This is a genomic window from Gimesia benthica (assembly GCF_009720525.1).
Taxonomy (GTDB): Bacteria; Planctomycetota; Planctomycetia; order Planctomycetales; family Planctomycetaceae; genus Gimesia; species Gimesia benthica.
This window is the reverse complement of sequence record NZ_CP043930.1, coordinates 3,388,335-3,409,436: the sequence shown is the minus strand read 5'-3', so window position 1 is coordinate 3,409,436 and position 21,102 is coordinate 3,388,335. Positions and strand designations below refer to the sequence as shown.

The following is a 21,102-nucleotide window of genomic DNA, read 5'->3' as shown; positions in this document are numbered from 1 at the left end:
GGCGAGAACCAGCCAAAGGATTGGCCCGATGTATAAATCATTACTTTGCCTGCGATATTTGAAAACGCGCTACATTGCGCTGGCCAGCATCATCAGTATGACGCTTGGTGTCGCGACGATGATTGTCGTCAACAGCGTCATGGATGGTTTCAGCACCGACATGCGAACCCGCTTACGGGGGATCCTGGCGGATGTCATCGTGGAAACCAACTCGCTTGATGGCGAAGAGAACACGCAGGAGCTTAAAGACCGCATTCAACGCGCGGTGGGTAACGACATCGAAGGCATGACAGCCACGGTGGAAATTTACGCTATGCTCAGCGTGCAGTACGGTTCCCAGTGGCAGAGTAAGCCGGTCACCCTGATCGGCATCGACCCGGCGACGAAAGCCACGGTCGGTCCGCTGGCCAAATACCTGATGCATACCAAAGAGGGGACGGTACCTGACTGGAATCTGTCTCCCGAGGCGATGGCCTACCGTAAAGAGTGGACCACCCGGGCCCAGTGGATGGTCGATCGCTGGAATCACAATCCCCCACCACTGGAAGAAGCAGATGAGGGCAACGAGCAGGTCTCCTTCGAGGAGTCCGTCCCCCTCGAGCCGGAGCCGGAACCGAAGTTTGCCCAGGATTCCGGAGAGTCCCCCTTCGATGCGGCTGCTGAGCCAAAGGGCAGTGCACCCCAGTTTGCGGAGCAGCAGGGGAAAGCCATCAATCCTTTCAGCCAGTTCGATAAAAAAGAAGATCGGGATCCGAGCGAACCTTTGAAGGCCCGCGTTTATATTGGTTACGGTCTGGTGAGTTTCCCTTACGAAGATCCAGAGACCGGCGAAACGAAAATGTTTCAGATCGTCAAGCCGGGTGATGATATCAAAATCAGTACCGTCACTGCCGGACATCCACCTGAGCCAACACACTTTAATGCGACCGTGGTCGACCTGTTTAAGAGTGACATGAGCGAGCACGACAGCAGTCTGGTGTTCTGTAACCTGGAATACCTGCAGGAAGCTCGCGGGATGATTTCTCCTGAGAGCGGCGAACGGTCGATTACATCGATTCAGATCAAGCTGAAAAACCAGGACGATGCGGCGATGGTCGTCAGCAAGCTGGAAGAAGCCCTGCCTGCCAGTCAGTTCAGGATACGCACCTGGGAAGACAAGCAGGGACCACTGCTGGCCGCTGTAGAAGTGGAATCGGCGATTCTGAATGTGCTGCTGTTCCTGATTATTGCCGTTGCCGGTTTCGGCATCCTGGCGATCTTCTTCATGATCACGATTGAGAAGACTCGGGATATCGGCATTCTCAAAGCGCTGGGTGCCAGCTCGAACGGTATCATGTCAATCTTTCTGTCTTACGGCCTGGCGTTAGGTCTGGTGGGCAGTGGTGTCGGTGTGATCGTGGGGCTGCTGTTTGTGGAATATATCAATGAGATAGAAGGGTTTATCACGTGGCTCACCGGGAGAAAGGTCTTCGATCAGCGGATCTATTACTTCCCGGAAATTTCGACGCACGTCGAGCCGATGATGGTCTTCTGGGTGGCGATCGGGGCGATGGTAATCGCGGTTCTGGCAAGTATCCTGCCGGCCCGCAAAGCGGCCCGCTTCCATCCGGTCGAGTCGTTGCGTTACGAATAGCCGATGGTTTACTTCCCCTTTAGCCCGCGACAGGTTCTGAACCAGAGTTACTAATCCGTTTTAATCGAGTATGAACTCATGACCGAGACGATTTCCATGCCTCATCCACAGTTATCAGCAATCGCCATCGAAAAAGCATACCGGAAAGACAAGCATAAAGTGCCTGTGTTGCGGGGCATCGATGTCGACGTGCAGAAGGCCGAGTTCCTGTCGATCGTGGGGCAGTCCGGTTCCGGTAAAAGTACCCTGATGCATCTGTTCGGTCTGCTTGATTCCCCGGATATCGGGGAAATTCACCTCGAAGGTCAGCGGATTGACGATCTGCCCGATCACGCCCGCGACCAGATCCGTAACCGCGTTTTCGGCTTCATTTTCCAGTTTTATCATCTGCTGCCCGAGCTCAATCTGCTGGAAAATGTGCTCTCGCCGCTGATGATCCGCTATTCCACCTGGGAATACTGGAAGCAGAAAAAACAGTTCAAACAGGATGCGCTGGAGATCATCGAAAAGGTCGGTCTCTCGCACCGGATCAAGCACCGTCCCTCGGAAATGTCGGGCGGGGAAATGCAGCGGGCTGCGATTGCCCGGGCCCTGATTGCCAAGCCCCAGATCCTGCTGGCCGATGAACCGACGGGAAATCTGGACAGCAGCACCGGCAAAGAAATTATGGACCTGCTCACCAGCTTGAATGAGCAGGATCAGCTCACTATTATCATGGTTACGCACGACAACGCGATCGCCGCTCAGGCGCATCGAACAGTTCGTCTGACGGAAGGCCAGATCGAGGTCCTGGGCAAATCTCATCCCACCTCGGCATCAGCCTAGATACAAACGGTCAGTATCTGCTGTTCGGGTTGAACCGCTGTCGCCTGCGTAGTGTCTATGGCATACGCACAGCGTATGATGCTTCTGTCTGAAATGGATTTCGCCAATTCCCCACACAGGATGGAAAGTCCGCCAAAACCTGCCAGCTGCGTTCTGGCCCAGTTTGAGAATGGTACCTGAGTCACATGTCGCTCCAAGTTTATATTGACGGAAAACTGCTTCCCAAGGAAGAGGCGAAAATCAGTGTCTTCGATCATGGTCTGCTCTACGGCGACGGTGTCTTTGAGGGGATTCGGGTTTACGGTAAAAAAGTCTTCCTGATGCAGGAGCACATCGACCGTCTCTATGAGAGCGCACTGGCGATCCGCCTGGAGATTCCGCTCTCCAAGGAAGAGATGATCAAAGCCGTCAATGAGACTGTGGCCGCCAACGGCATTGAAGATGGTTACGTGCGTCTGGTAATCACACGCGGCGCGGGTTCTCTAGGTCTCGACATACGCCGTACCAGCAACCCGCAGGTGATTATCATCGCCGACAATATTTCCCTGTACGATCCGCAGCTGTATGTCGACGGTTTGAAGATCATCACCGCAGCGACGATCCGCAACCATCCGGCAGCGCTTTCCTCACGCGTGAAGTCGCTGAACTACCTGAATAATATCCTCGCCAAGATTGAAGGGACTGACGCCGGCTGCATCGAAGCTTTGATGCTCAATCACAAAGGGGAAGTGGCGGAGTGTACCGGCGATAATATTTTCATCATCAAGAACGGCGTGCTCAAAACGCCGCCCGTGGATGCCGGCATTCTGGAAGGGATCACCCGCAACGCGGTAATCAAACTCGCCGAGGAATCGGGAATCAAGGTCGAGCAGTCCCCCTTCACGCGGCATGACATTTTTGTCGCAGACGAATGCTTCCTGACCGGTTCTGCAGCGGAAGTCATCCCGGTGGTGGCGCTGGACGGCCGCGAGATCGGGACAGGCAAGCCAGGACCGATCACCAAAGATCTGAATGAAAAGTTCAAACAGCTGACACGCTCCTGAACTGGAGAAGGTTCTTGCAGACGGTAACGGGTCTGGTAGGATAAGAAAATACCACTCTCTACGGTCGGATTGCCGGGGAGTGGTGTTTCATCTAAGAAGCGACTTTTCTACCCGTCTGTCCTGTCAGGAACCGATCTGATGCGAAAATGCTGCCAGACCGTTGTCGGCCTGTTGTGTGTCTCTCTGTTGTTCTGGTCCCTCAGCAGCGTGCAGGGAGAGCCAGAGAAATCCGCGTCCACAGCCGGGGTGAAAAAATCCGCATCCCTCCCACCGGAGATCAAGCAGGCTCTGTCTGAGTTCAACTCGTTGATTGGTGGCTGGCGGGGTGTGGGAATGATCAAACGCAATTCCCGGAAAGGGGCCTGGTCAGAGAAGGCGGAATGGGTCTGGAAATTTGACCCGAAGCAGTCAGGCATCGCATATGAAGTTGAGGATGGCAAATTTCTGAAGTCGGCCCTGTTGTCGTACGATCCAGAACAGAAGACCTATCAACTGGCGACCATCCTCCCCGACGGTACGAAACGCGATTATACAGGCGCGCTGCAGAAGGACACACTGGTACTTGAATCCCAGCCAGATGCAGAGGGGGCCGTCTATCGGATCTCGATCCGCAAGCTGAATGAAAAACGGACTCTGGTTCTGTTTGAACAGCGGAACCAGGGGCAGTCATTCTATTATCGACTGGCGGAAGTCGGATATACCCGGGCCGGTACGCGACTGGCAGCTTCGGGGAGCGGTGGTCCGGAGTGCATCGTCACCGGTGGTGCCGGCACGATTGCGGTCAGCCACAAAGGCAAGACCTACTATGTCTGCTGCAGTGGCTGTAAGCAGGCGTTTGAGGACGATCCCGAGACCTTTATCGCAGAAGCGAAGCAGAAAGCGGAAGAACGCCGGAAGCAGTCGCAGTCTCGCTGATTAGAAGTTTTCCAGCGATGAGCCCAGTTCGGTGGGGGCAGAATCTTCAGCTGGTTCTTCGAGGACGACCTCGTTTTCTTCCAGATCCGTACGGGGCAGGGGAATACGTTCACCCTGTTCCGCTGATTTGGACATCGGGTTCAGCCATTTCGGGAGCCGGGAGAAGCGAGAGGGCTCTTCCGATTTGGTCTGCAGAATGGCAGGTTCCAGTTCCACAGGCTGGTCCTGAGAGACAGTCTGGATTTTCGCTGGATGTTTGTCTTTCTGGGTGTAAAACTCCAGTCCAAAGAATGGAGATCGCCCGTTGCTGTCCATCTGGAAAACCTTGTTTCCCAGACCCTGGCAGCCCGTCTGTGTACTCATGAGGAGTCCACTGATACAGAGAACTCCCAGTAATCGCAGCCCATTCATTGCTTGACTTATTCCATCCTTGTCCAAGTCAATTCTGATTTTATCTGACTCCGGAGATTACGCTCAGCGCAATACCAGCCTGTATCGTCATCGGCTGTCGGAGGCCTTCAGATTTGATATTTTCCCCAGATCGATGTTTTCCGGGAGAAAATAGTTCCTGCGAAGTCATCCAGACTCAGCAGTTTACAGATTTATTCCTGATCGGCTTCTTTTGCCAGTCGACTTTCGATTTCCTCAGCCGTTTCTACGGGAGGTTCGCTCTGTTTGGGCACATCACGAAAGCCGAGCGTGCTGGTGATCGGGCCATCCGAGCCCATCTGACAGCCTGTCCAGGTCAGGCCGCTCAACAGCAGGCAACATGTTGTCAGGTGTAATTGTCTACGCATTGGGATTCCTTTCCCAGTCAATTAGAAACAATAACCCCAGGTAATTCGGGCGCGTTTCATAGCAGGAATCTGGTCTTGTGTGAAGAGGGATTTCATCTCCTCACCTTTTTCGACACACACTTTTCGACTGCTTTTGGTCCCTGTTGCCGATTCGCCACGTGTTGCTTTGAAACAACATCGCGCTAACTGACCTGATAACAGCGGGTTAAGGCCTCTCTGCTCCTCGCCCCTCAGAGCGTGTTGATTTTTCACCACAGTCCGCTCAGGCCGTGTGCCGCGTGCCGCAAGATTTATTTCAACGGGCGGACTATTTTTATCTCCTTATATTTCAACAGGTTGTGATCACTGCTGTGAACAGTTTGTAAAAATTTATTTACGCTCCGGCACGTTTGGTATTCAGCTTGCTTTACATCCCAGTATCAACTTTGAAACGTTGACTCGATGCAAACAACTTTAAATCAAACAACTTTGGAGACCACAACTATGAAAAACATCCTCAACCAACTGATCAACGACGAAGCCGGTTTCATTGTTTCTGCAGAACTGGTTCTGATTTCCTCGATCGCCGTACTGGCCATGATCGTCGGACTGTCTGAAGTCGCCAATAACGTCAACCAGGAACTGGAAGATGTCGGATCCGCTTTCTCCAGCATCAACCAGACTTACAACCTCTGTGAAGTCTCAGGTCACAAAGGGGAACTCAGTGGCAGCAATTTCCGTGACTGCCCCGACTTCTGCTCAGGTCAGTGGGACATCTACTAAGCCTGACGCTCTGAAAACAACTCTACCCGAAACTGCTTTTTTCCGAAGACGACCGCCTGCAGGGATTCACCACCTCTGCAGGCATCCGGTCACCCGAAACAAAACCAAAATCTCTTAATCTCTGGAGTCTGTGAACATGAATACTGTGCTGATCCGTTTCATGAACGAGGAGGCGGGCTTTATTGTCTCTGCCGAACTGGTACTGATCTCAACGATCGCCGTTCTGGCGATGATCGTGGGGCTCAGTGAAGTCGCCCATGGCATTAACCAGGAACTGGAAGACGTCGGCTCGGCGTTTGGCCGCATCAATCAGAGTTTCTATGTCGCAGGGGCGCATGGTCATAAGGCCTGCACGGACGGCAGCAGTTTCCGCGATCAGGCGGACTTCTGTGACGGCGAGAATGACATCGTCTGTGATCGTCCGCCCCGCAGCGAAGGGAACGGCTACTACAATTAAACTATCGCGGAACAGCAGTTCTGCTCAAAGATAATGTTTCCTCAACGGGAAGCAGGCATGCATCGAGGCGGAGGTCTCCACCTCAGGCACCCTGATCAGCGAATCTGGTCAGGGTGCTTTTTTATGCGCGGTAGAGATCAGGTGATCCAGGAGCGGCTCTGATGAGGCTGAGCTGACTGCTCGATTTGATGCGGCGGATGCACGATCGGACCCGACTGTGGCTGACGGGGCTCCTGGGGTGTGCTTTCCAGCAGACGTTCCATCAGCTCGTACCAGGATTTCCGGTGAATTTCGAGGACCTTGATAGCGTTATTGATATAGCTGGCTTCCTGTTTCACATCGGCATGATTCAGGTTTTCGTACACGAACACGAACAACGCCTTGAGCTGTTCAATCATTTCGGGTTGTTGACCGGGATCGAGTCCCCCGATCAGTTCAGCAACCAGATCGCGACTGCGGTCCAGGGCAAAGTGAGCCTGTTCATACTGTCTCGATTCTGCAGCCTCCAGGGCTTTTCGAGCAAAACGCAGTGCGCCGTCTACAACCATCAGATGCAACTGGTGGGGTTTCGCGGTTAGAACCTGATTCTCCAGGTAGTCATTACCATTCATCTCCTGTTGGCCCTTCGTTATTTAGTTCTTCAGTCGTTTTTAATTATTCGTATTACTTATCGGATGATGCATTAAGCCTGTTCAAAGCGGTTTGCTGAGAGTTCAGCTGATTCACTATCGTTTCCTGCAGAGTGAACTGCTCAATCAGGCGTTGTCGTCGTGCTTCCAGAATCTCGTTCAGTTCCGCAACCCGGGTGTTGAGTGACAGGGCAGAAGCCTGGAGTGAATCTGTTTGTGCTTTCAATGTGCCGGTGAACGGGTCAGTCATTGAGGTGATGACTTCATCCATCACCACCGCAAAGCCATGATCTTCCTGTTGGAAGAATTCCGTGATCGCAGTGGGATCATCTGCCAGCTTCTGATCCAGCGTGCTTTCTTTGAGTTGCAGTTTGCCGCTGCTGTTGAACACAATCCCCAACTCGGACAGGCTCTTGATCGAGTTGTTGCTGACGGAAAGTTTTTTCGTCAGCAGACCTTCCAGTCGGGAAGTGATGTTAAAGATCAGGCTGTTCCCGTTGAGAACCCCGCGCTGGTTTGTCTCTGGATCAAAGCCTGTCAGGCTATCAGTCGCATCGACAAAACTGTTGTAGGAGTTCACAAAGCTTTTTATCGTGGTCTTGATACCGGATGTATCGCGGGCCACATTGATTGTGGACGGTGCGTCTCCGACCGAGAGCAGATCGATTTCCAGTCCGGTGATGGCATCATCGAAACTGTTGGTCGATGAAGTCAGCAGGAAGGATGTCTGGGGGTTACTGCCGATGCGGATCAACGCGTCTTTGGCTTCGACGGAGGTCGAAAACCCGAAATCATAGTCGCTTTCCAGAATCAACTCGCCGCCTGCACCACTGCGTGAGGATGTAATCGACAACCGTGATGAATTAAAGGCGGTTCCATCGTCGATGATCGTAGCGGAGGCTACTCCAGAGGCATTGAACTTCTCGGCGATGTCTGCCAGAGTGTCGGTTGCTTCGATGGAAATTTCCGTGGTCTGTCGACTGGTAACACCGGTAGTTCCGGAACCCAGAATACCCAGGCTGGCTGCGACCGAACCTCCTGAAACTTCTTCGATCTTTACATCAAATGAGCTGCCCCCCGTGCTTTCCACGATGAAGCCGTCGCCGGTGTCGTTCAGGCGGGCATTGATCTGGGCGCCCGCGGTCCCTGCGGCATCGTTGATCTTCGTGAGGACATCGCCGATGGTTTTAGTGGTCTCTGTATCGGACAGGTCAACTACGAAGCTGGTACCATCACGGTCGATAATGCGGATACTACCCGAAGGGATCTCGGTCCCGTTTTTTCCGTAGGTTTCCAGTGATGTATTCTGATTGACGTATCGCAGGTCGAGCGAGCCGGAGTCGACCGTGTGTTTGTTATCTGCCAGCAGCGTGTCGATTTTGAGTGTGCTCGCGAGGTTGCCACTGACGTCCTGAATTTCAATCGATGTGCCCGAGGCGGCGGAAGTATCCTTGATGGAAATACCGGTTCCCGCCTGATTCAGACTGGCTTCAATCTGAATACTGCCGTTGCCATTGATGAGATCGATTACCTCGTCCAGCGTTTTTGCGGAAGAGAAATCGATGGTGGCATTTCCTCCCGCCCCATCTTCGATGTATACCGACCCGGCATTTAAAACCGGTCCCCCGGACTGGACTCCCCCATTCAGATTTCTGAGCAGGACTGAATTCAGCCCGCCGCTGAGTGTGCCCGTGATGACGCCGCCTGTACCCGTCGTTTCGATATCCAGTTCCCGGGCCGCCAGTGATCCATTCAGAGCACTGACGGTGAAGGAGCCTGCCCCACCGGTGTTGTCGGTCAGAGTCAGTTGTCCGTTATTGGAGACGGCTGCGGTAACATTACCACCGTTGGAAGCATGATTATTGATCAGATCGACCACATCGCCGACCGACTGGGCAGTATCCAGGTTGACATCAAAGGTACTGCCGTCCGAAGCGAGAATTTGAAAATCATCCAGTCCGCTGACAGTTGTGATACCGTTACCGTCGTTGATTTGTGACAGTTTGAATTCTTCGGTGATGCGGTAGACAGAATCACCGTCAAAAGAGGGACCAACGACGGATTTCAGAATTCCCAGGTCGGCTGCTGTTTTTCCGCCGCTCACTTCACTGATTTTCAGAGTCCCCGAACCGGAGCTGGTATCGCTGATGACCAGGTGATCATTCTGGATGCTGGCAACCACCGATGTGGCTGACTGGTTGATTTGATTTACGACATCGTCGATGGTCAGCGTTTTGGAAAGATCGACGATTTCGGTTTGTCCGTCGCGGTCAGTGATCCGAATGCTGCCGCGCTGCACTCCTGCGCCATTATTGAGTTCTTCCAGCAATCTGGGCTGATTCAATTCCCCGCCGTTGGAAATCGTAATCGTGGTCGCGGTGCCGATGGGTGTGGTGTCGGTGTCGGGAAAACCGTCGGAAATAACCTGATGGTTGGTAGCGGTCTGCAGCCCCTGTAACTGGTAAGTGGCTGCGGTGGCGGTACTGTTGGCAGCGACGCTGAACTGCTGGGTATCGGAGCTGGTGGCCTTCAGGGTTTCGAAGGTGCTTTTCAGATTCAGTTTCTGAGTCGCGGTCTTGAGAGTCAGCAGGTTGGCTTCAAGGGTTTTAATGCCCCCTTCCGTCGCTTCGAAAGCCTGCGCACGGCTGGACAACTTCACCAGCGCATTTTTCTGCACGCCGATGATCGCATCTACAATCTCATTGATGTTTAATCCGGTTGCCAGACCGACACCGGAACTGATGCCTGACATGTTAGTAAATCGATCTGATTCTACTGAGGTTCGTCATTTCCAAAATCTGTCCGCGCAGGGAGTACTACAGACTCACAATATTTATCGGTTAGTTAAAACCTGCTGCTTGAGTCGGCCTGTTTTATCTCAGCCTGTGGAACTTGATCTCAGGTTGAGTTGAGGGATTGTGTCGGCTGTACTGGCTGAAAATGCTGAAGCGATGTAAAGCACAGCTTATTCCGGGTAACCAAACTGTGTTACCAGAGGTTTAAAGAACCGGTTCACCATGGCCTGTTCTGATTGAGAAAGTTCATCGCGCCATTTCCCGATCTGCAGTGGTTGTACGACCGAAGTGTCCGCGGTATGTTCCTGGTCGATGCGGACCGTCTGTCCCACTTTCGGTTCATCCGATTCAGATGAGGCTGGTTGTATAGACAGCTCGCGAACTTCTTCCGCAATACGGGCAACAACATCCAGCTTTAAGAGAACTCCCAGTTGGGTCGCCATCTGGAAGATCAGGGCTTCTGAATGAGTTGCGATATGTTCATAAGGGATGACCATAATGCCCGGCAGGGGCAGTGCATGGTGAATTTCCTGGTACGCGGAAACGGTGGCTTCTACGGCATCTGAAAAAGAAGTCTGATGCAACTGCATCGAAGTACTGACCACATCCCGTGGATCACGATAGTGGTAAAACGGACGGACAGCCCCCTGTTGTGCTGCCTGGATCGCCTCTTCTGTTAACAGATCAAACTTTAGAATCATGCGCTCATGAACGTTCAGCGTACCGATAATCTGATTCAATTCTTCGATACACGCAGGTTCCTCAACCCGGAAAGTATGATTCTGGTTTTCCCAGATTTTTTTAAAGACGGCCTGTGACCAGTCCGTACCGGAGTTGGGGATACCGAAATTGAAGATAATCATGTTCTAATCCTGTTTCAGAGCGAGTCTTGAAAATGCCTGCTTACTGGTTCTGATCTGCGTCGATCGAGTCGAGACGTCGTTCTTTTTGTGAGAGAAACTGAGGGCGGGGAATCTGTGAGCCACCGCGGGTTTCTTCACGACGGTAGGGATGGTTATCATCGAAATAGTTGATCAGTTGTCCCTGATACTCGATCAGAATCGTCTCACAGGGAATCTGATTACGCTGAATTTCGAGAACGATGTCCGCGGCCCGCCACTGTGTGGCGATCAGAATGACATCGACCGGGTGATCCAGTAACCAGTCGCGGAAGTGAATTTCCTGTCCCGTACCCGGCACGAATGTGCCAGCTTTATTCATGTCAGAATCGATGACGGTGGGGAAACGTTGCATATCCAACTGGTGCTGGTTGATAAAGGCGGCTGCTTTACCGGTCCCTCCCCAGATGGCAGTCCGTTTACCGGTATTGGCCAGCTCTTCGAATTGGACTGCCAGTTGAGCAGCTGACTGTCGGGCCTTCTTCTGGAAGGCGATCGCCTGACGTGCCAGTTCGACCTGGTGCTTCTGTGGTTCGAAACTGGCCATGCCATAAATGACTTCACCATTGTAGCTGGTTTCGATCAGATCCACATGAGTGGCACAACGGGTCAACAACCGTTCCAGCGACTGTGAAGTGAAGTGAGAATTGTGTTCGTAGAAGAAGTCCACGGTACGACCGGCTGCCAAAACGCCGTCGATACAGGGAACTTCGATAAACAGACGCGTTGCACAACCCGCGACATTGGCGGCGAAAGCCACTTCCTGAGCGAAGCCCAGTGGGTTCATCAGGTGTTCGAAGACATGCCGACTGATAATCAGATCGGGCTGGAGTTCAGCCAGGTGCTGTCCGGGTTCAAACAGCATGGTGCGTGCTTCAATCAGTCCCCCCTCGGTTTCGATTTCCGCGTTGGGATCGAAGCCGATGAATTTTCCGGAAGGGATTTTCCTAGCCAGCGAACGGATGAGGTGTCCTTCCCCGCAACCGATTTCGACGACTGTCGGGTTCTCGGGGAGGCTGGCAGCGATCAGATCACAGACTTTCTGCAGGTGCTCAGACCAGATGGCTCCTTTATTGAACATCAGGTTGGGTTTGTCGGAGTAGGGGACCTTCGCATAATCGAAGGCCGCATTCGAGATATGGCCACAGTCCACACACCGCATAAAATCATGTGGCAGGCGTTCCATGGCCTGTGCTTCTTCCGTGCTTTGAGGCCAGGCCAGTGTGGTTAAAGGCAGCAGTCCACCATCGTAGAACTGAACTGCGATGTGATAACTGCAGGCCGGGCAGGTATAGTTTCGCATAGCCGTATCGTAAATGTTAGAACGATCTAAGTTTTCTGACGGCTGTGATTCAGCATCCATGCCATGGTCCTTTTCAGTATCCGAACAGGTCAGAGTATGTGAGTTTGAACGATCTGTAATGTGGTTTTGCAGTGCAGTCTCGAAAAAACTTCCCAGTTCCCGCACCGCACTGATGTCTTCAAAAATAAGCTGACTTTTAGCAAGTATTTTGAGGCGGAGTTGATCGCGGAAGTTTTCATCCGAACCGATCCGGCAAGCCAGATCGATATACTCTTCAACCGAAGAGACGATACAGTCCGTGAGCCCCATTTTCTTATACATCGCCAGGGTGACGCGACCTCGCATATAGCTGGAGGGGAGTGTCACAATTGGTGTGCCGATTGCCATAGACTGGTACGATGTATTCCCGCCTCCGAAGTGCAACGGGTCGAGCATGACATCGGAGATATAAATCAGATTCAAAAAGTCGGGTGTCGACATGCCACGCAGGAAGAGAATCCGGTCTACCACGTCGGGGAAGGATTTCTGGAACCGTTCGACGAGCAGATCCTTCCACCGGGAGGTCTGGTCCCGAATCATCACAATGCGTGCCTGTGGGTCTTTTCGCAGGATCCCGGCCAGTACCTGATCGAATTCCGGATGAAATTTGAACAGCGTTTGGGGGCAGGCATAGATGTGATCATCGTCAGACAGACCAAAGGCAGCCCGGGGTTTGATTTCCTCGGGGAGGGCAGGGCGGTAATAGTAAGCGGGCAGGTCTTTCAGTCTGACCAGTTGTTCGGTGTAATGGTCGTCTGCGTCTTCCGCTTCGACGAGTTCACTTGAAATGAAATAGTCGATCGTCTTCAGGCCGGTAGTGACCGGGTGCCCCCAGGTGACGCATTGCACTGGCGCATGGCGGGTGGTTGCCAGTGAGAAGATGAACGGGTCCATCCCGATGTCGGCATAGAACAGGACGTCCAGTTCCAGGCTTTTGAGAGTCTCATTTGCCTGCTGCAGATCGACGCCGAGAAAGACATACTCATCAGAGTGATTACGGATTTCTTTGGCTGTGTCGTCCGAATATTTCGTAGGAGAGATCGTGATTACATGAAATTTTTCACGATCGAAATTGCGGATGATCCCTTTCATCAGGGAGCCGATCGTGTGATTGTAGAACAGGCTGGAGATGAATCCGATCCGGATACGACCGTCTCTGTGGACGTTTGATTCTGCAGGATTCCAGCTTAGATTGTTTTTAATCTGATACAGCTCGGCCATGCGTTCAATCACCGGACGGTCGTTAAATCCCTGGTAGGCGAGATAAAACGTACCCGGTGTGAGTTTGATTGAGGCGTCGATCTGGACCTGGTCGGCATGCATCTCTTCGATTTTATTTACGAAGGATTTACGCACTTCCTGAATCGCTTCCAGAGAAGCGGAGATGGGTGGCAGCAAGCTGGCCAGCGCGAGACGATATTCGGGCAATTGATTCAGCTCGTATGCCTTTTCCAAAGCCTGTCGGGCTTCCTGGAACATGCCCATCGTCTGATAAATGGATGCCAGATTACAGTAGGAGGGCACATAGGTGTCGTCAAATTTAACCGCTTTAAGAAAGCTCTTCAGTGCTTTCTTCACCTGTCTGTTCTGGTTCTGGATATGTCCCTGGTAGTTCCAGAGCACGGCATTTTCCGGATGATGCTCCAGGCCTGCGGCGACATGTTTTTCGATTTCATTATTTCTTAACTGTCGCGAATAGAGCTCAAGCAGGTTCAGGCGTGATTGCAGGTGTTCCGGTTCCAGGGCGACCAGCGATTCAAAGTAACCAACGGCAGAACCGATTTTGTTCTGTCGCATACGGACGGAACCCATGCCGAACAATGAAGCCGTATTGGTGGGATCGCTCTGGTAGAGACTTTGAAAAATGTCATACGCATAATCGTAGTCACCAACCGAGGCGACCAGAGAGCCCAGATGAAACGCCGCACCGGGATGGTTAGGATGTCTGTTGAGCACTTCCCGGTATGCGACCATGGCTTCGTGAATCTGTTTTGATTCTTCCAGGGCTTTTCCGATGTGGAACTGAATATCCACATTCTCCGGGGTCAGACGCTGTGCTTCGCGCAGGCAGGAGAGTGCCTTCTCAAAATTTTCCTGTTCCGCGAACAGAATGCCCAGGTTATTAAGGATCTCCCAGGAGTCCGGTTGCAGGGCTGCTGCTTCTCGCAGGATCTCGATCGCCTGCTCATTTCGATTGCGTGCAGAGAGAAAGACCGCATAGTTTTTGAGTGTATCCAGATGTCCGGGGGCGAGTTCCAGAGCCGCCTGATATTCGTCTTCTGCTTCTGGATCTTCGGCTTTCGCCAAGGTGTTAGCCAGATTGAAATGCGAGAGATGCAGTTGCGGTGCCTGTTCCACAACCAGACGGCAGATCGAAATAGCCTCTTCAAGCTGATCCGTTTCTGCAAGCAGATTGCCCAGGTTGATCAATGCTTCCCGATAGAGGGGCTTGAGTTCCAGTGCACGCCGGTATGCCTGGATTGCCTGTTCCTGATCCCCTGCCAGAGCCAGGGTGATGGCCAGATTGTAAACAAACGCGGCATTTTTCGGTTCCAGCTCCAGTGCACGTTCGTAGTTTGTAATGGCGTCGTCTAATTTGCCCAGTCCTTTGCAGGCCGCGCCCCGGTTGGAAAAGAACGAGCCGATTCCATCATTCTGGCAGATGGCTCGGGTGATGAAATCGATGGCTTTCTCGAACTGTTGCAGATGCAGATAAACCACACCCAGCAGGTGCAATGCGTCGACCTGTCCCGGGTCATGCTGCAGCACTTCGCGGTAGAGTTGCTCTGCCAGAGGCAAATTCCCCGCCTGATGCTGCTTGACTGCAGTAGTCAGTAATTCCTGAGGTGAAGGCATGACTTCTTCTTTCAATCATGAAGCTGATTGAAACGGTTTTCAATCTGAGCTGAGACTGGCAGCCTGATCTGGATGGGCAGGCTGAGTTTTCCGGTTATTCTGTCTGTATCGGCTAAGCCGGGTGGCAAGATAAGCAGTTTCTAGAACCGGAAGCAAATCCGCCTGAAACAGGGGAAAACACTCCGCAATTGACTGGAGAACAGGCAGGATGGGTAAATGAGAAAAGCACTATCCGCCTTGCGATGGATAGTGCTTTTCTGTTTCGTATCAGATTGTTTTCAGTCGGCAATCGACTTACTCAGGGGTTATCTGAGCAGACTCAATACCTGCTGTGGGTTCTGGTTGGCAATCGAGAGAACCGAAATACCAGCCTGGTTCAGAATCTGAGCTTTGGTCATGTTTGCGGTTTCGACAGCGAAGTCGGTATCCACGATCTGACTACGGGCTTCGGAAATGTTTTCCAGAGCCACACCCAGTGATGAAACGTTGGTTTCGATCACGTTCTTCTGAACCGCACCCAGACGACCACGGAGAGTCGATACACGGTTGATCGATTCTTCGATGATGTTCACCAGGTCGGAACCAGGAACAGAAGGACCGACGTCCAGAAGGCTCTTACCACCGCCCGATCCGATTTCGAACAGCTTACCGGAAACACCACCCAGACGGGCTGTGTTAACAGCTTCGATTCCGATACCAATCTGACCAGCGGCAGAGACGTCCTGACCGATCTGGAACAGCGAACCACCACCGGTGATGGTGAGGCTGGCCGTGTTGTCGGCAACGTTGGCAGCTGCGGTGAAGGAGAACGAAGCATCGAGCTGCTGCGAACGGATGTTGGCAGTCAGACCGGAACCCTGGGCAACCTGCCCGTTGATCCGAGTAACGATGTCCGAACCAATGGCACGCTTCAGGGCATTGCCGTCGGTGATGTTGTCCACTGTGTCGAAGCTACCGTTGAGTACATTCACATCGACGAATTCATCAGCACCGTAGTTGGAGGCACTGAAAGTCAGGTATGCGTTGGTTCCGCCGGACAGGGCAGCAGCAGCTTCTGCTTCGACGACACCTGAACCATCACCTTCTGCGGCGGTGGAGATCAGAGCGTTCACGTCAGCGTTACCATCCAGCAGCGTTTTGATGGAAGTCGCGTTTGATGAGATGTCACCGTTTGCCAGTGTTCCCAGGCTAACCACAATCGTAATATCGGTATTGTTATTACTGAATGAGATGTTAGCAGCGGCACTGTTGGCAGACGGGTCGACAAACTGAACGCGGATGTTCTGTCCGGAATCGCCGAGAACACTGTCTGAAGTCCGGGCATCTGTGAAGGTCAGACCGGAGTTCGTAGCGTTGGCGTTGTTGAAGGACAGGTTGCTGGCAACCTTGTTGGTTTTCGTTGCAGTCACACCGGTAATGTCACTCACGCCGTTCACAGCGTCTCGGACGTTATCCAGTGAGCTGGAAGCACCCAGGAACAGCACCTGGCTACCGCTCTTACCACCTACTTCGATGGTGGTTGCGCTGGCCAGACCGCCGTCAACAGCACTGTAATCCAGGCTGGCCTGAGTGGCAGCGGTTACAACGGTTGCATCCAGAGTGATGGTGCTGCTGGTTCCGAATACGGCTTCGTTGACCTGGTAGTCAGACAGTTTAGCAGCATCGGTGGCAGAAGCCTGAGTACGGAAAGCTTTGCTTCCATCGATCAGCTTGTCGCCAGCGAATGAGGTGTTCGCTGAAATACGGTTGATGGCTGATAACGCTGTATCGATCTGGAGCTGATTCGCTTCGATTTCGTCCTGAGACAGAGCGCCTTTGTTCAAACCTTCCTGAACCAGACCACGAACCTGGTTCAGCAGGTTGGTGACTTCGCCCAGAGCCGAGTCAGCGGTGGCAATCACGTTGCTGGCACGGTTTGAGTTTTTGATAGATTGTTCAATCGCGGAAACCTGTGAACGCAGGGTTTCACTGGCAATCAAACCGGAGGGGTTATCTTTACCAGAGTTAATTTTCAAACCGGTGGACAGACGGGTCAATGAAGTGTCCAGCAGGTTGGTAGACTTATTCAAACTACGTAAGCCTCTCAGCGCGGCTACGTTAGTATTAATTCGTGTCATGGCAAATAGCCTTTCTCACTTGTAATGAAAGCTCCCTAGGGGTTTTCAAGGTTAGAGCTACTATATGATTCAGGTTCTCGAGCAGTGCTGAAACCGCCCGCAAACATTAGTTTTCGTTCCTGTCATATCCGAGAAATGTGGATCAATGTCATCTGTCGTGACAGGATGCCTCGAACTGATGTGGCTTATCTTTCCATAACAAAACCATTCCAGATTCAGATGATGCAATGAATGTACAGAGGGAAACTGCGCATTCACGCTCCTTAACTATCGGAATGTTACTTTGGGTAAATTAAGCGACTCTGGTGTTTTTTTGAAAATAAACCGATCTCTCCGTTTTCCCATGCAGGAAGGGATGACCTGTAACTGTTATCCGATCCTTCATCAAAAGTTCGGCTGCACCTGCCTTAACGTGAGAGAGGAAAATGGTGATCATGACAGGCGAAGCGACAGAAAGACCGAGTCAGTCGTCATGATCGTTACGTTTTACCTGACAGGACGTTGCCTCGGCGATGAAACGGGCAGGGTCGGGCTAACCGTCATATTTTGACAGGCTGCTCGAAAACCGACTCGGCTCAGCTTGATCTGAATAGAATTCCAGAGGGGGGAAAGAGTCAGTCGTTCAGCGAGTGACAGGCGCTGCCGGCTCGTGAGGATCTCCTCTACAAGTGGATGGCGAAGTCGTCGTTATGAAACACCAGGAAGCATCCTCTGCGCGATGCCGGGAAAGACTCAGGGCCTGGAGCGACTCTGGCTGGTGTTGTCTCGATGATTCAGCCTGTTGGTTTGAGGGAGTGACTCGCGCGCATTGGGGGAGTGCGGATTGACTCACTTACTGGTCGCGCAGGTCGCAACAATTGTCAGTGGTTCGTTGGTGATAAAATAACGGCGAGAGAGGAATCATTAATCTGTTTCCAGGCAGATTGCGTTTGCGTTAATACGAATCACGTTCACAGGCGAAGGTGACAACTTTTTATGCCTGCTGTCGCAGAGTTATTGATTATACGGGTTAATGCTGATTCTTCTGATGAATGCAGGTCGTAACAAATGAACTTAGTTCGCACTCTCACTGAAACAGTTCATGCAAAAAGTCTTCGCTTATTGCTCAAGATCGCTGATCGGCAATGACGATCCATTTTTCATATCTTACCAAAAGCGAATCCGCAACCGCAGGTGGTTGAATAGTCAGACAGATGATGTCGCAACGGTTGATGGAATAAATAAGAAGAATCATAGTTCACCTGCACCGGTCCATTCGCTTGCCAGGATTAAATCATCCTCAGCAGACCATAATCATAAATCGCATACCTTAGGGAGCAGCATCGCATGCCTTTGTGTCCCCAACACATCAGTCAGCAGGTTAAGGAAGCCCAATCACGATTAGGAGGATCACTTGTAAAAATTCAGAAAGCCCGTCATGACTCAGCAGTCGAATCTGAAAATCTGAAATCCATGTTCCAGTCCTGGGAACAGAAGTGGATGCATCGTCGCGAACTGATTGCCAGTCGCATCCAGACTATTGAAGCCCAATTAAAAGAACTGGCGGAATCTGAGCTGCCCATGCCCCAGTTCACCATTTTTGACGATCCCGGGGAATAACCCCGGGCACTGTTTCCTGTGCCTATGCACTTCTGAGCTGGTGCACGACCCTGCTGATCCGGCGGATCGCTTCCTCGATTTCCTCATTTGTATTCAGGAACGAGAGACTCAGCCTGACAGCAGACTGATAGACCGGCTCGGGACAGCCCATCGCCAGCAGAACCGGAGCGGGATCCCGGGAACCGCTGGCACAGGCACTGCCCAGGGAACAGGAAATGCCCGCCAGGTCCAGGGAGATCAGCAGCGCCTCCCCGTCCAGTCCAGGGAACGAAATATTCAATGTGTTCGGTAACCGGTGCTCCAGCGAACCATTGATCACGACCGGCGGGCAATGTTCCTGGAGGCCCTGTTGCAGGCGATCGCGAAGGGCGGCCATCTGTTCTGATCGCTGTCTGTGATCGCGGATGGCACACTCCAGTGCCCATGCCATCCCCGCGGCCAGGGCAACAGGTTCCGTACCCGCCCGCTTGCCTCGTTCCTGATGACCGCCGGTGATCTGGGGGAGTAATCGTGCATTCTCTTTCACGATCAGTGCACCCACGCCTCGCGGCCCATGAAATTTGTGAGCTGCCAGACTGACTGCGGTAGCGCCGGAATCGTGGAAATGGAACGGGATTTTTCCAATCGCCTGCACGCCGTCCAGGTGCAGGGGAATCCGGTATTTCTCGCAGATTGCTGCCAGTGGAGCGACATCCTGAATGACGCCGGTTTCATTATGAGCCAGGATCAGTGTCGCCAGTTGAATCTGCTGCCAGTCGAACTCTTCCAGAGCTGCGACATCAATCCGACCATCGGATTCCAGGGGGATAACTCTCTGCCTGATACCCCGCGGCGCCAGTCTGCGGATTGTATTGACGGTTGCCGGATGCTCTCCCGCGGAGAGCGCGATTTCCCCCGCCGTCCCGGGGAGGAAACCCTGGATCGCGAGGTTGATCGATTCGGAGCCTCCGCTGGTAAAGATGACTTCCTGGGGATGAGCGCCTACCAGTGAGGCCAGCAGTTCGCGGGCATCTTCCAGGACGCGGCGCGACTGACGTCCGTCTGCATGGGCGCTTCCCGGATTGGCATAGTGAGTCCGGTATTCCGTAGCCACCAGGTCAATGACTTCATCCAGCGGTGGTGTGGTCGAATTGTTATCCAGAAAAATCCGTTGTGCAGCGGGAATCGACATGACGGGCCTGTATTCAGGTTACCTGTAACATCAGGCAAAAATGGAGACGTACTCTTGTATTGTTTTACTTAGTGGTGTTGAGCCGCGCTGATTGTCTGATCTCAGCCTTTGGCTGCTTCCTGGGCCTGGACTTTCAGCTGATTGGGAACATGTTCGATCAACATATCAATAATATCGTCGGTGCCCAGTCCCTGGCTGTCGGCCTGGAAAGTGGTCACGATCCGGTGTCGCAGGACAGCGTGTGCCACCGATTTGATGTCTTCGGTGGAGACATGGAAGCGGCCTTCCAGAATGGCCCGGGCTTTTGCTCCCAGAATCAGGAACTGACCCGCACGCGGACCGGCCCCCCAGGACAGATACTCTTTGACGAATTTCGGAGCCGAATCTTCCCCGGGACGTGTAGCTCGTACCAGATCGCGGGCATAGACAAATACATGCTCGGCGACAGGTACTTTTCTGACGACCTCTTGCAAAGCCAGAATCTGGCGACCGGTGAGAGCCGCTTCTAACTCGGGTTTCTGATTGCCGGTGGTCTGCTTAAGGATCATCAGTTCTTCGGCAGCGGTGGGATAATTCACCACGACGTTGAACATGAAGCGGTCCAGCTGTGCTTCGGGGAGGGGGTAAGTCCCTTCCTGTTCGATCGGGTTTTGTGTTGCCAGTACGAAGAAAGGCTCGGGCAGCCGGTAGGTATTGGAGCCTACGGTGACATGGCGTTCCTGCATCGCTTCGAGCAGGGCGGCCTGTGTTTTGGGAGGCGTTCGGTTGATTTCGTCAGCCAGCAGGACGTTCGTAAACAGCGGGCCTTGCATGAACTGGAAGCTGCGGTGACCGGTTTCGGGGTCGTCCTGCAGCACGTCGGTACCCGTGATGTCGGAGGGCATCAGGTCGGGAGTAAACTGGATGCGGCGGAACGAAAGATGCAGAATTTTGGCGATGGTGCTGACGAGCAGGGTTTTGGCGAGTCCCGGTACGCCTACCAGCAGACAGTGACCACGGCTGAAGAGTGAAATCAGGATTTCGTCGACCACTTCGGTCTGGCCGATGATGACTTTGCCGATTTCGTCCCGCATTAACAGGTAAGCGTTCGCCAGACCGCGAATGGCCTGGGTCTCCAGATCTCGTTGTGCGTCTTCGTCTTCCTGAACCATCAGATGCTCATCAGGGTTGGTCATGTCCACCACAGCCTTATCAAGAAAAAACCAAACTGCTATAAACGCTGTTTATTGTTTATACTTATCAGCAGAACCGATTGGAAGGGG

Annotated in this window: 16 protein-coding genes; 7 read left to right on the top strand and 9 right to left on the bottom strand. The window is 52.7% G+C overall.

Annotated elements, in window-relative coordinates; translation table 11 throughout:
* Positions 1–28: 28 nt before the first annotated feature.
* The 4 genes from F1728_RS12865 to F1728_RS12850 all read left to right on the top strand — a co-directional run bounded on the left by F1728_RS12865 (position 29) and on the right by F1728_RS12850 (position 4,416).
* Positions 29–1,633, top strand: a complete 1,605-nt coding sequence (locus F1728_RS12865) for an ABC transporter permease (RefSeq protein ID WP_155364441.1) — start codon at positions 29–31, stop codon at positions 1,631–1,633.
* Between the two features lie 78 nt (positions 1,634–1,711).
* Positions 1,712–2,458: an ABC transporter ATP-binding protein gene (locus tag F1728_RS12860; protein WP_197993760.1), complete on the top strand. Its 747-nt coding sequence runs from the start codon at positions 1,712–1,714 to the stop codon at positions 2,456–2,458.
* 185 nt (positions 2,459–2,643) lie between these two features.
* Positions 2,644–3,501, top strand: coding sequence for a branched-chain-amino-acid transaminase (gene ilvE, locus F1728_RS12855; RefSeq protein WP_155364440.1), 858 nt, complete (start codon positions 2,644–2,646; stop codon positions 3,499–3,501).
* 138 nt (positions 3,502–3,639) lie between these two features.
* A complete protein-coding gene (locus tag F1728_RS12850) occupies positions 3,640–4,416 on the top strand; it encodes a TRASH domain-containing protein (protein ID WP_155364439.1) in 777 nt (258 codons plus the stop codon).
* Here F1728_RS12850 and F1728_RS12845 read toward each other — a convergent pair whose 3' ends face one another.
* Both F1728_RS12845 and F1728_RS12840 read right to left on the bottom strand, forming a co-directional pair.
* The gene (locus F1728_RS12845) at positions 4,417–4,779 is read right to left on the bottom strand and encodes a hypothetical protein (protein ID WP_155364438.1); all 363 of its coding nucleotides are present in this window, start codon (positions 4,777–4,779) and stop codon (positions 4,417–4,419) included.
* 239 nt (positions 4,780–5,018) lie between these two features.
* Positions 5,019–5,213 carry a hypothetical protein gene (locus F1728_RS12840; protein WP_145180128.1) on the bottom strand — a complete coding sequence of 65 codons (195 nt, stop codon included), beginning with the start codon at positions 5,211–5,213 and terminating at the stop codon, positions 5,019–5,021.
* A 483-nt stretch (positions 5,214–5,696) separates the two neighbouring features.
* On the opposite strand from F1728_RS12840, the gene F1728_RS12835 reads away from it, so the two are divergent.
* Both F1728_RS12835 and F1728_RS12830 read left to right on the top strand, forming a co-directional pair.
* Positions 5,697–5,975, top strand: coding sequence for a Flp family type IVb pilin (locus tag F1728_RS12835; RefSeq protein ID WP_145180130.1), 279 nt, complete (start codon positions 5,697–5,699; stop codon positions 5,973–5,975).
* Positions 5,976–6,111: 136 nt separating this feature from the next.
* Positions 6,112–6,432: a branched-chain amino acid aminotransferase gene (locus tag F1728_RS12830; RefSeq protein WP_155364437.1), complete on the top strand. Its 321-nt coding sequence runs from the start codon at positions 6,112–6,114 to the stop codon at positions 6,430–6,432.
* Positions 6,433–6,569: 137 nt separating this feature from the next.
* Here the strand turns inward: F1728_RS12830 and F1728_RS12825 are convergent, their stop codons facing one another.
* The 5 genes from F1728_RS12825 to F1728_RS12805 all read right to left on the bottom strand — a co-directional run bounded on the left by F1728_RS12825 (position 6,570) and on the right by F1728_RS12805 (position 17,070).
* Positions 6,570–7,043 (bottom strand): flagellar export chaperone FliS, encoded by a 474-nt coding sequence (locus F1728_RS12825; RefSeq protein ID WP_155364436.1) that lies wholly within the window; start codon positions 7,041–7,043, stop codon positions 6,570–6,572.
* Positions 7,044–7,095: 52 nt separating this feature from the next.
* Positions 7,096–9,813: a flagellar filament capping protein FliD gene (fliD, locus tag F1728_RS12820; protein WP_155364435.1), complete on the bottom strand. Its 2,718-nt coding sequence runs from the start codon at positions 9,811–9,813 to the stop codon at positions 7,096–7,098.
* A 213-nt stretch (positions 9,814–10,026) separates the two neighbouring features.
* Positions 10,027–10,719: a hypothetical protein gene (locus F1728_RS12815; protein ID WP_155364434.1), complete on the bottom strand. Its 693-nt coding sequence runs from the start codon at positions 10,717–10,719 to the stop codon at positions 10,027–10,029.
* 40 nt (positions 10,720–10,759) lie between these two features.
* Positions 10,760–14,953 (bottom strand): tetratricopeptide repeat protein, encoded by a 4,194-nt coding sequence (locus F1728_RS12810; protein ID WP_155364433.1) that lies wholly within the window; start codon positions 14,951–14,953, stop codon positions 10,760–10,762.
* A gap of 305 nt (positions 14,954–15,258) precedes the next feature.
* Entirely contained in the window at positions 15,259–17,070 is a 1,812-nt protein-coding gene (locus tag F1728_RS12805) for a flagellin N-terminal helical domain-containing protein (protein WP_155364432.1), read from the bottom strand.
* Between the two features lie 1,326 nt (positions 17,071–18,396).
* Between F1728_RS12805 and F1728_RS12800 the strand changes: the two genes are divergently transcribed.
* Entirely contained in the window at positions 18,397–18,669 is a 273-nt protein-coding gene (locus tag F1728_RS12800; RefSeq protein WP_155364431.1) for a hypothetical protein, read from the top strand.
* A gap of 22 nt (positions 18,670–18,691) precedes the next feature.
* On the opposite strand, the gene F1728_RS12795 is transcribed toward F1728_RS12800, so the two are convergent.
* Together F1728_RS12795 and F1728_RS12790 are read right to left on the bottom strand one after the other, a co-directional pair.
* Positions 18,692–19,840 (bottom strand): cysteine desulfurase family protein, encoded by a 1,149-nt coding sequence (locus tag F1728_RS12795; protein ID WP_155364430.1) that lies wholly within the window; start codon positions 19,838–19,840, stop codon positions 18,692–18,694.
* A 101-nt stretch (positions 19,841–19,941) separates the two neighbouring features.
* Positions 19,942–21,015, bottom strand: coding sequence for an AAA family ATPase (locus F1728_RS12790; protein WP_145035820.1), 1,074 nt, complete (start codon positions 21,013–21,015; stop codon positions 19,942–19,944).
* Positions 21,016–21,102: the final 87 nt, after the last annotated feature.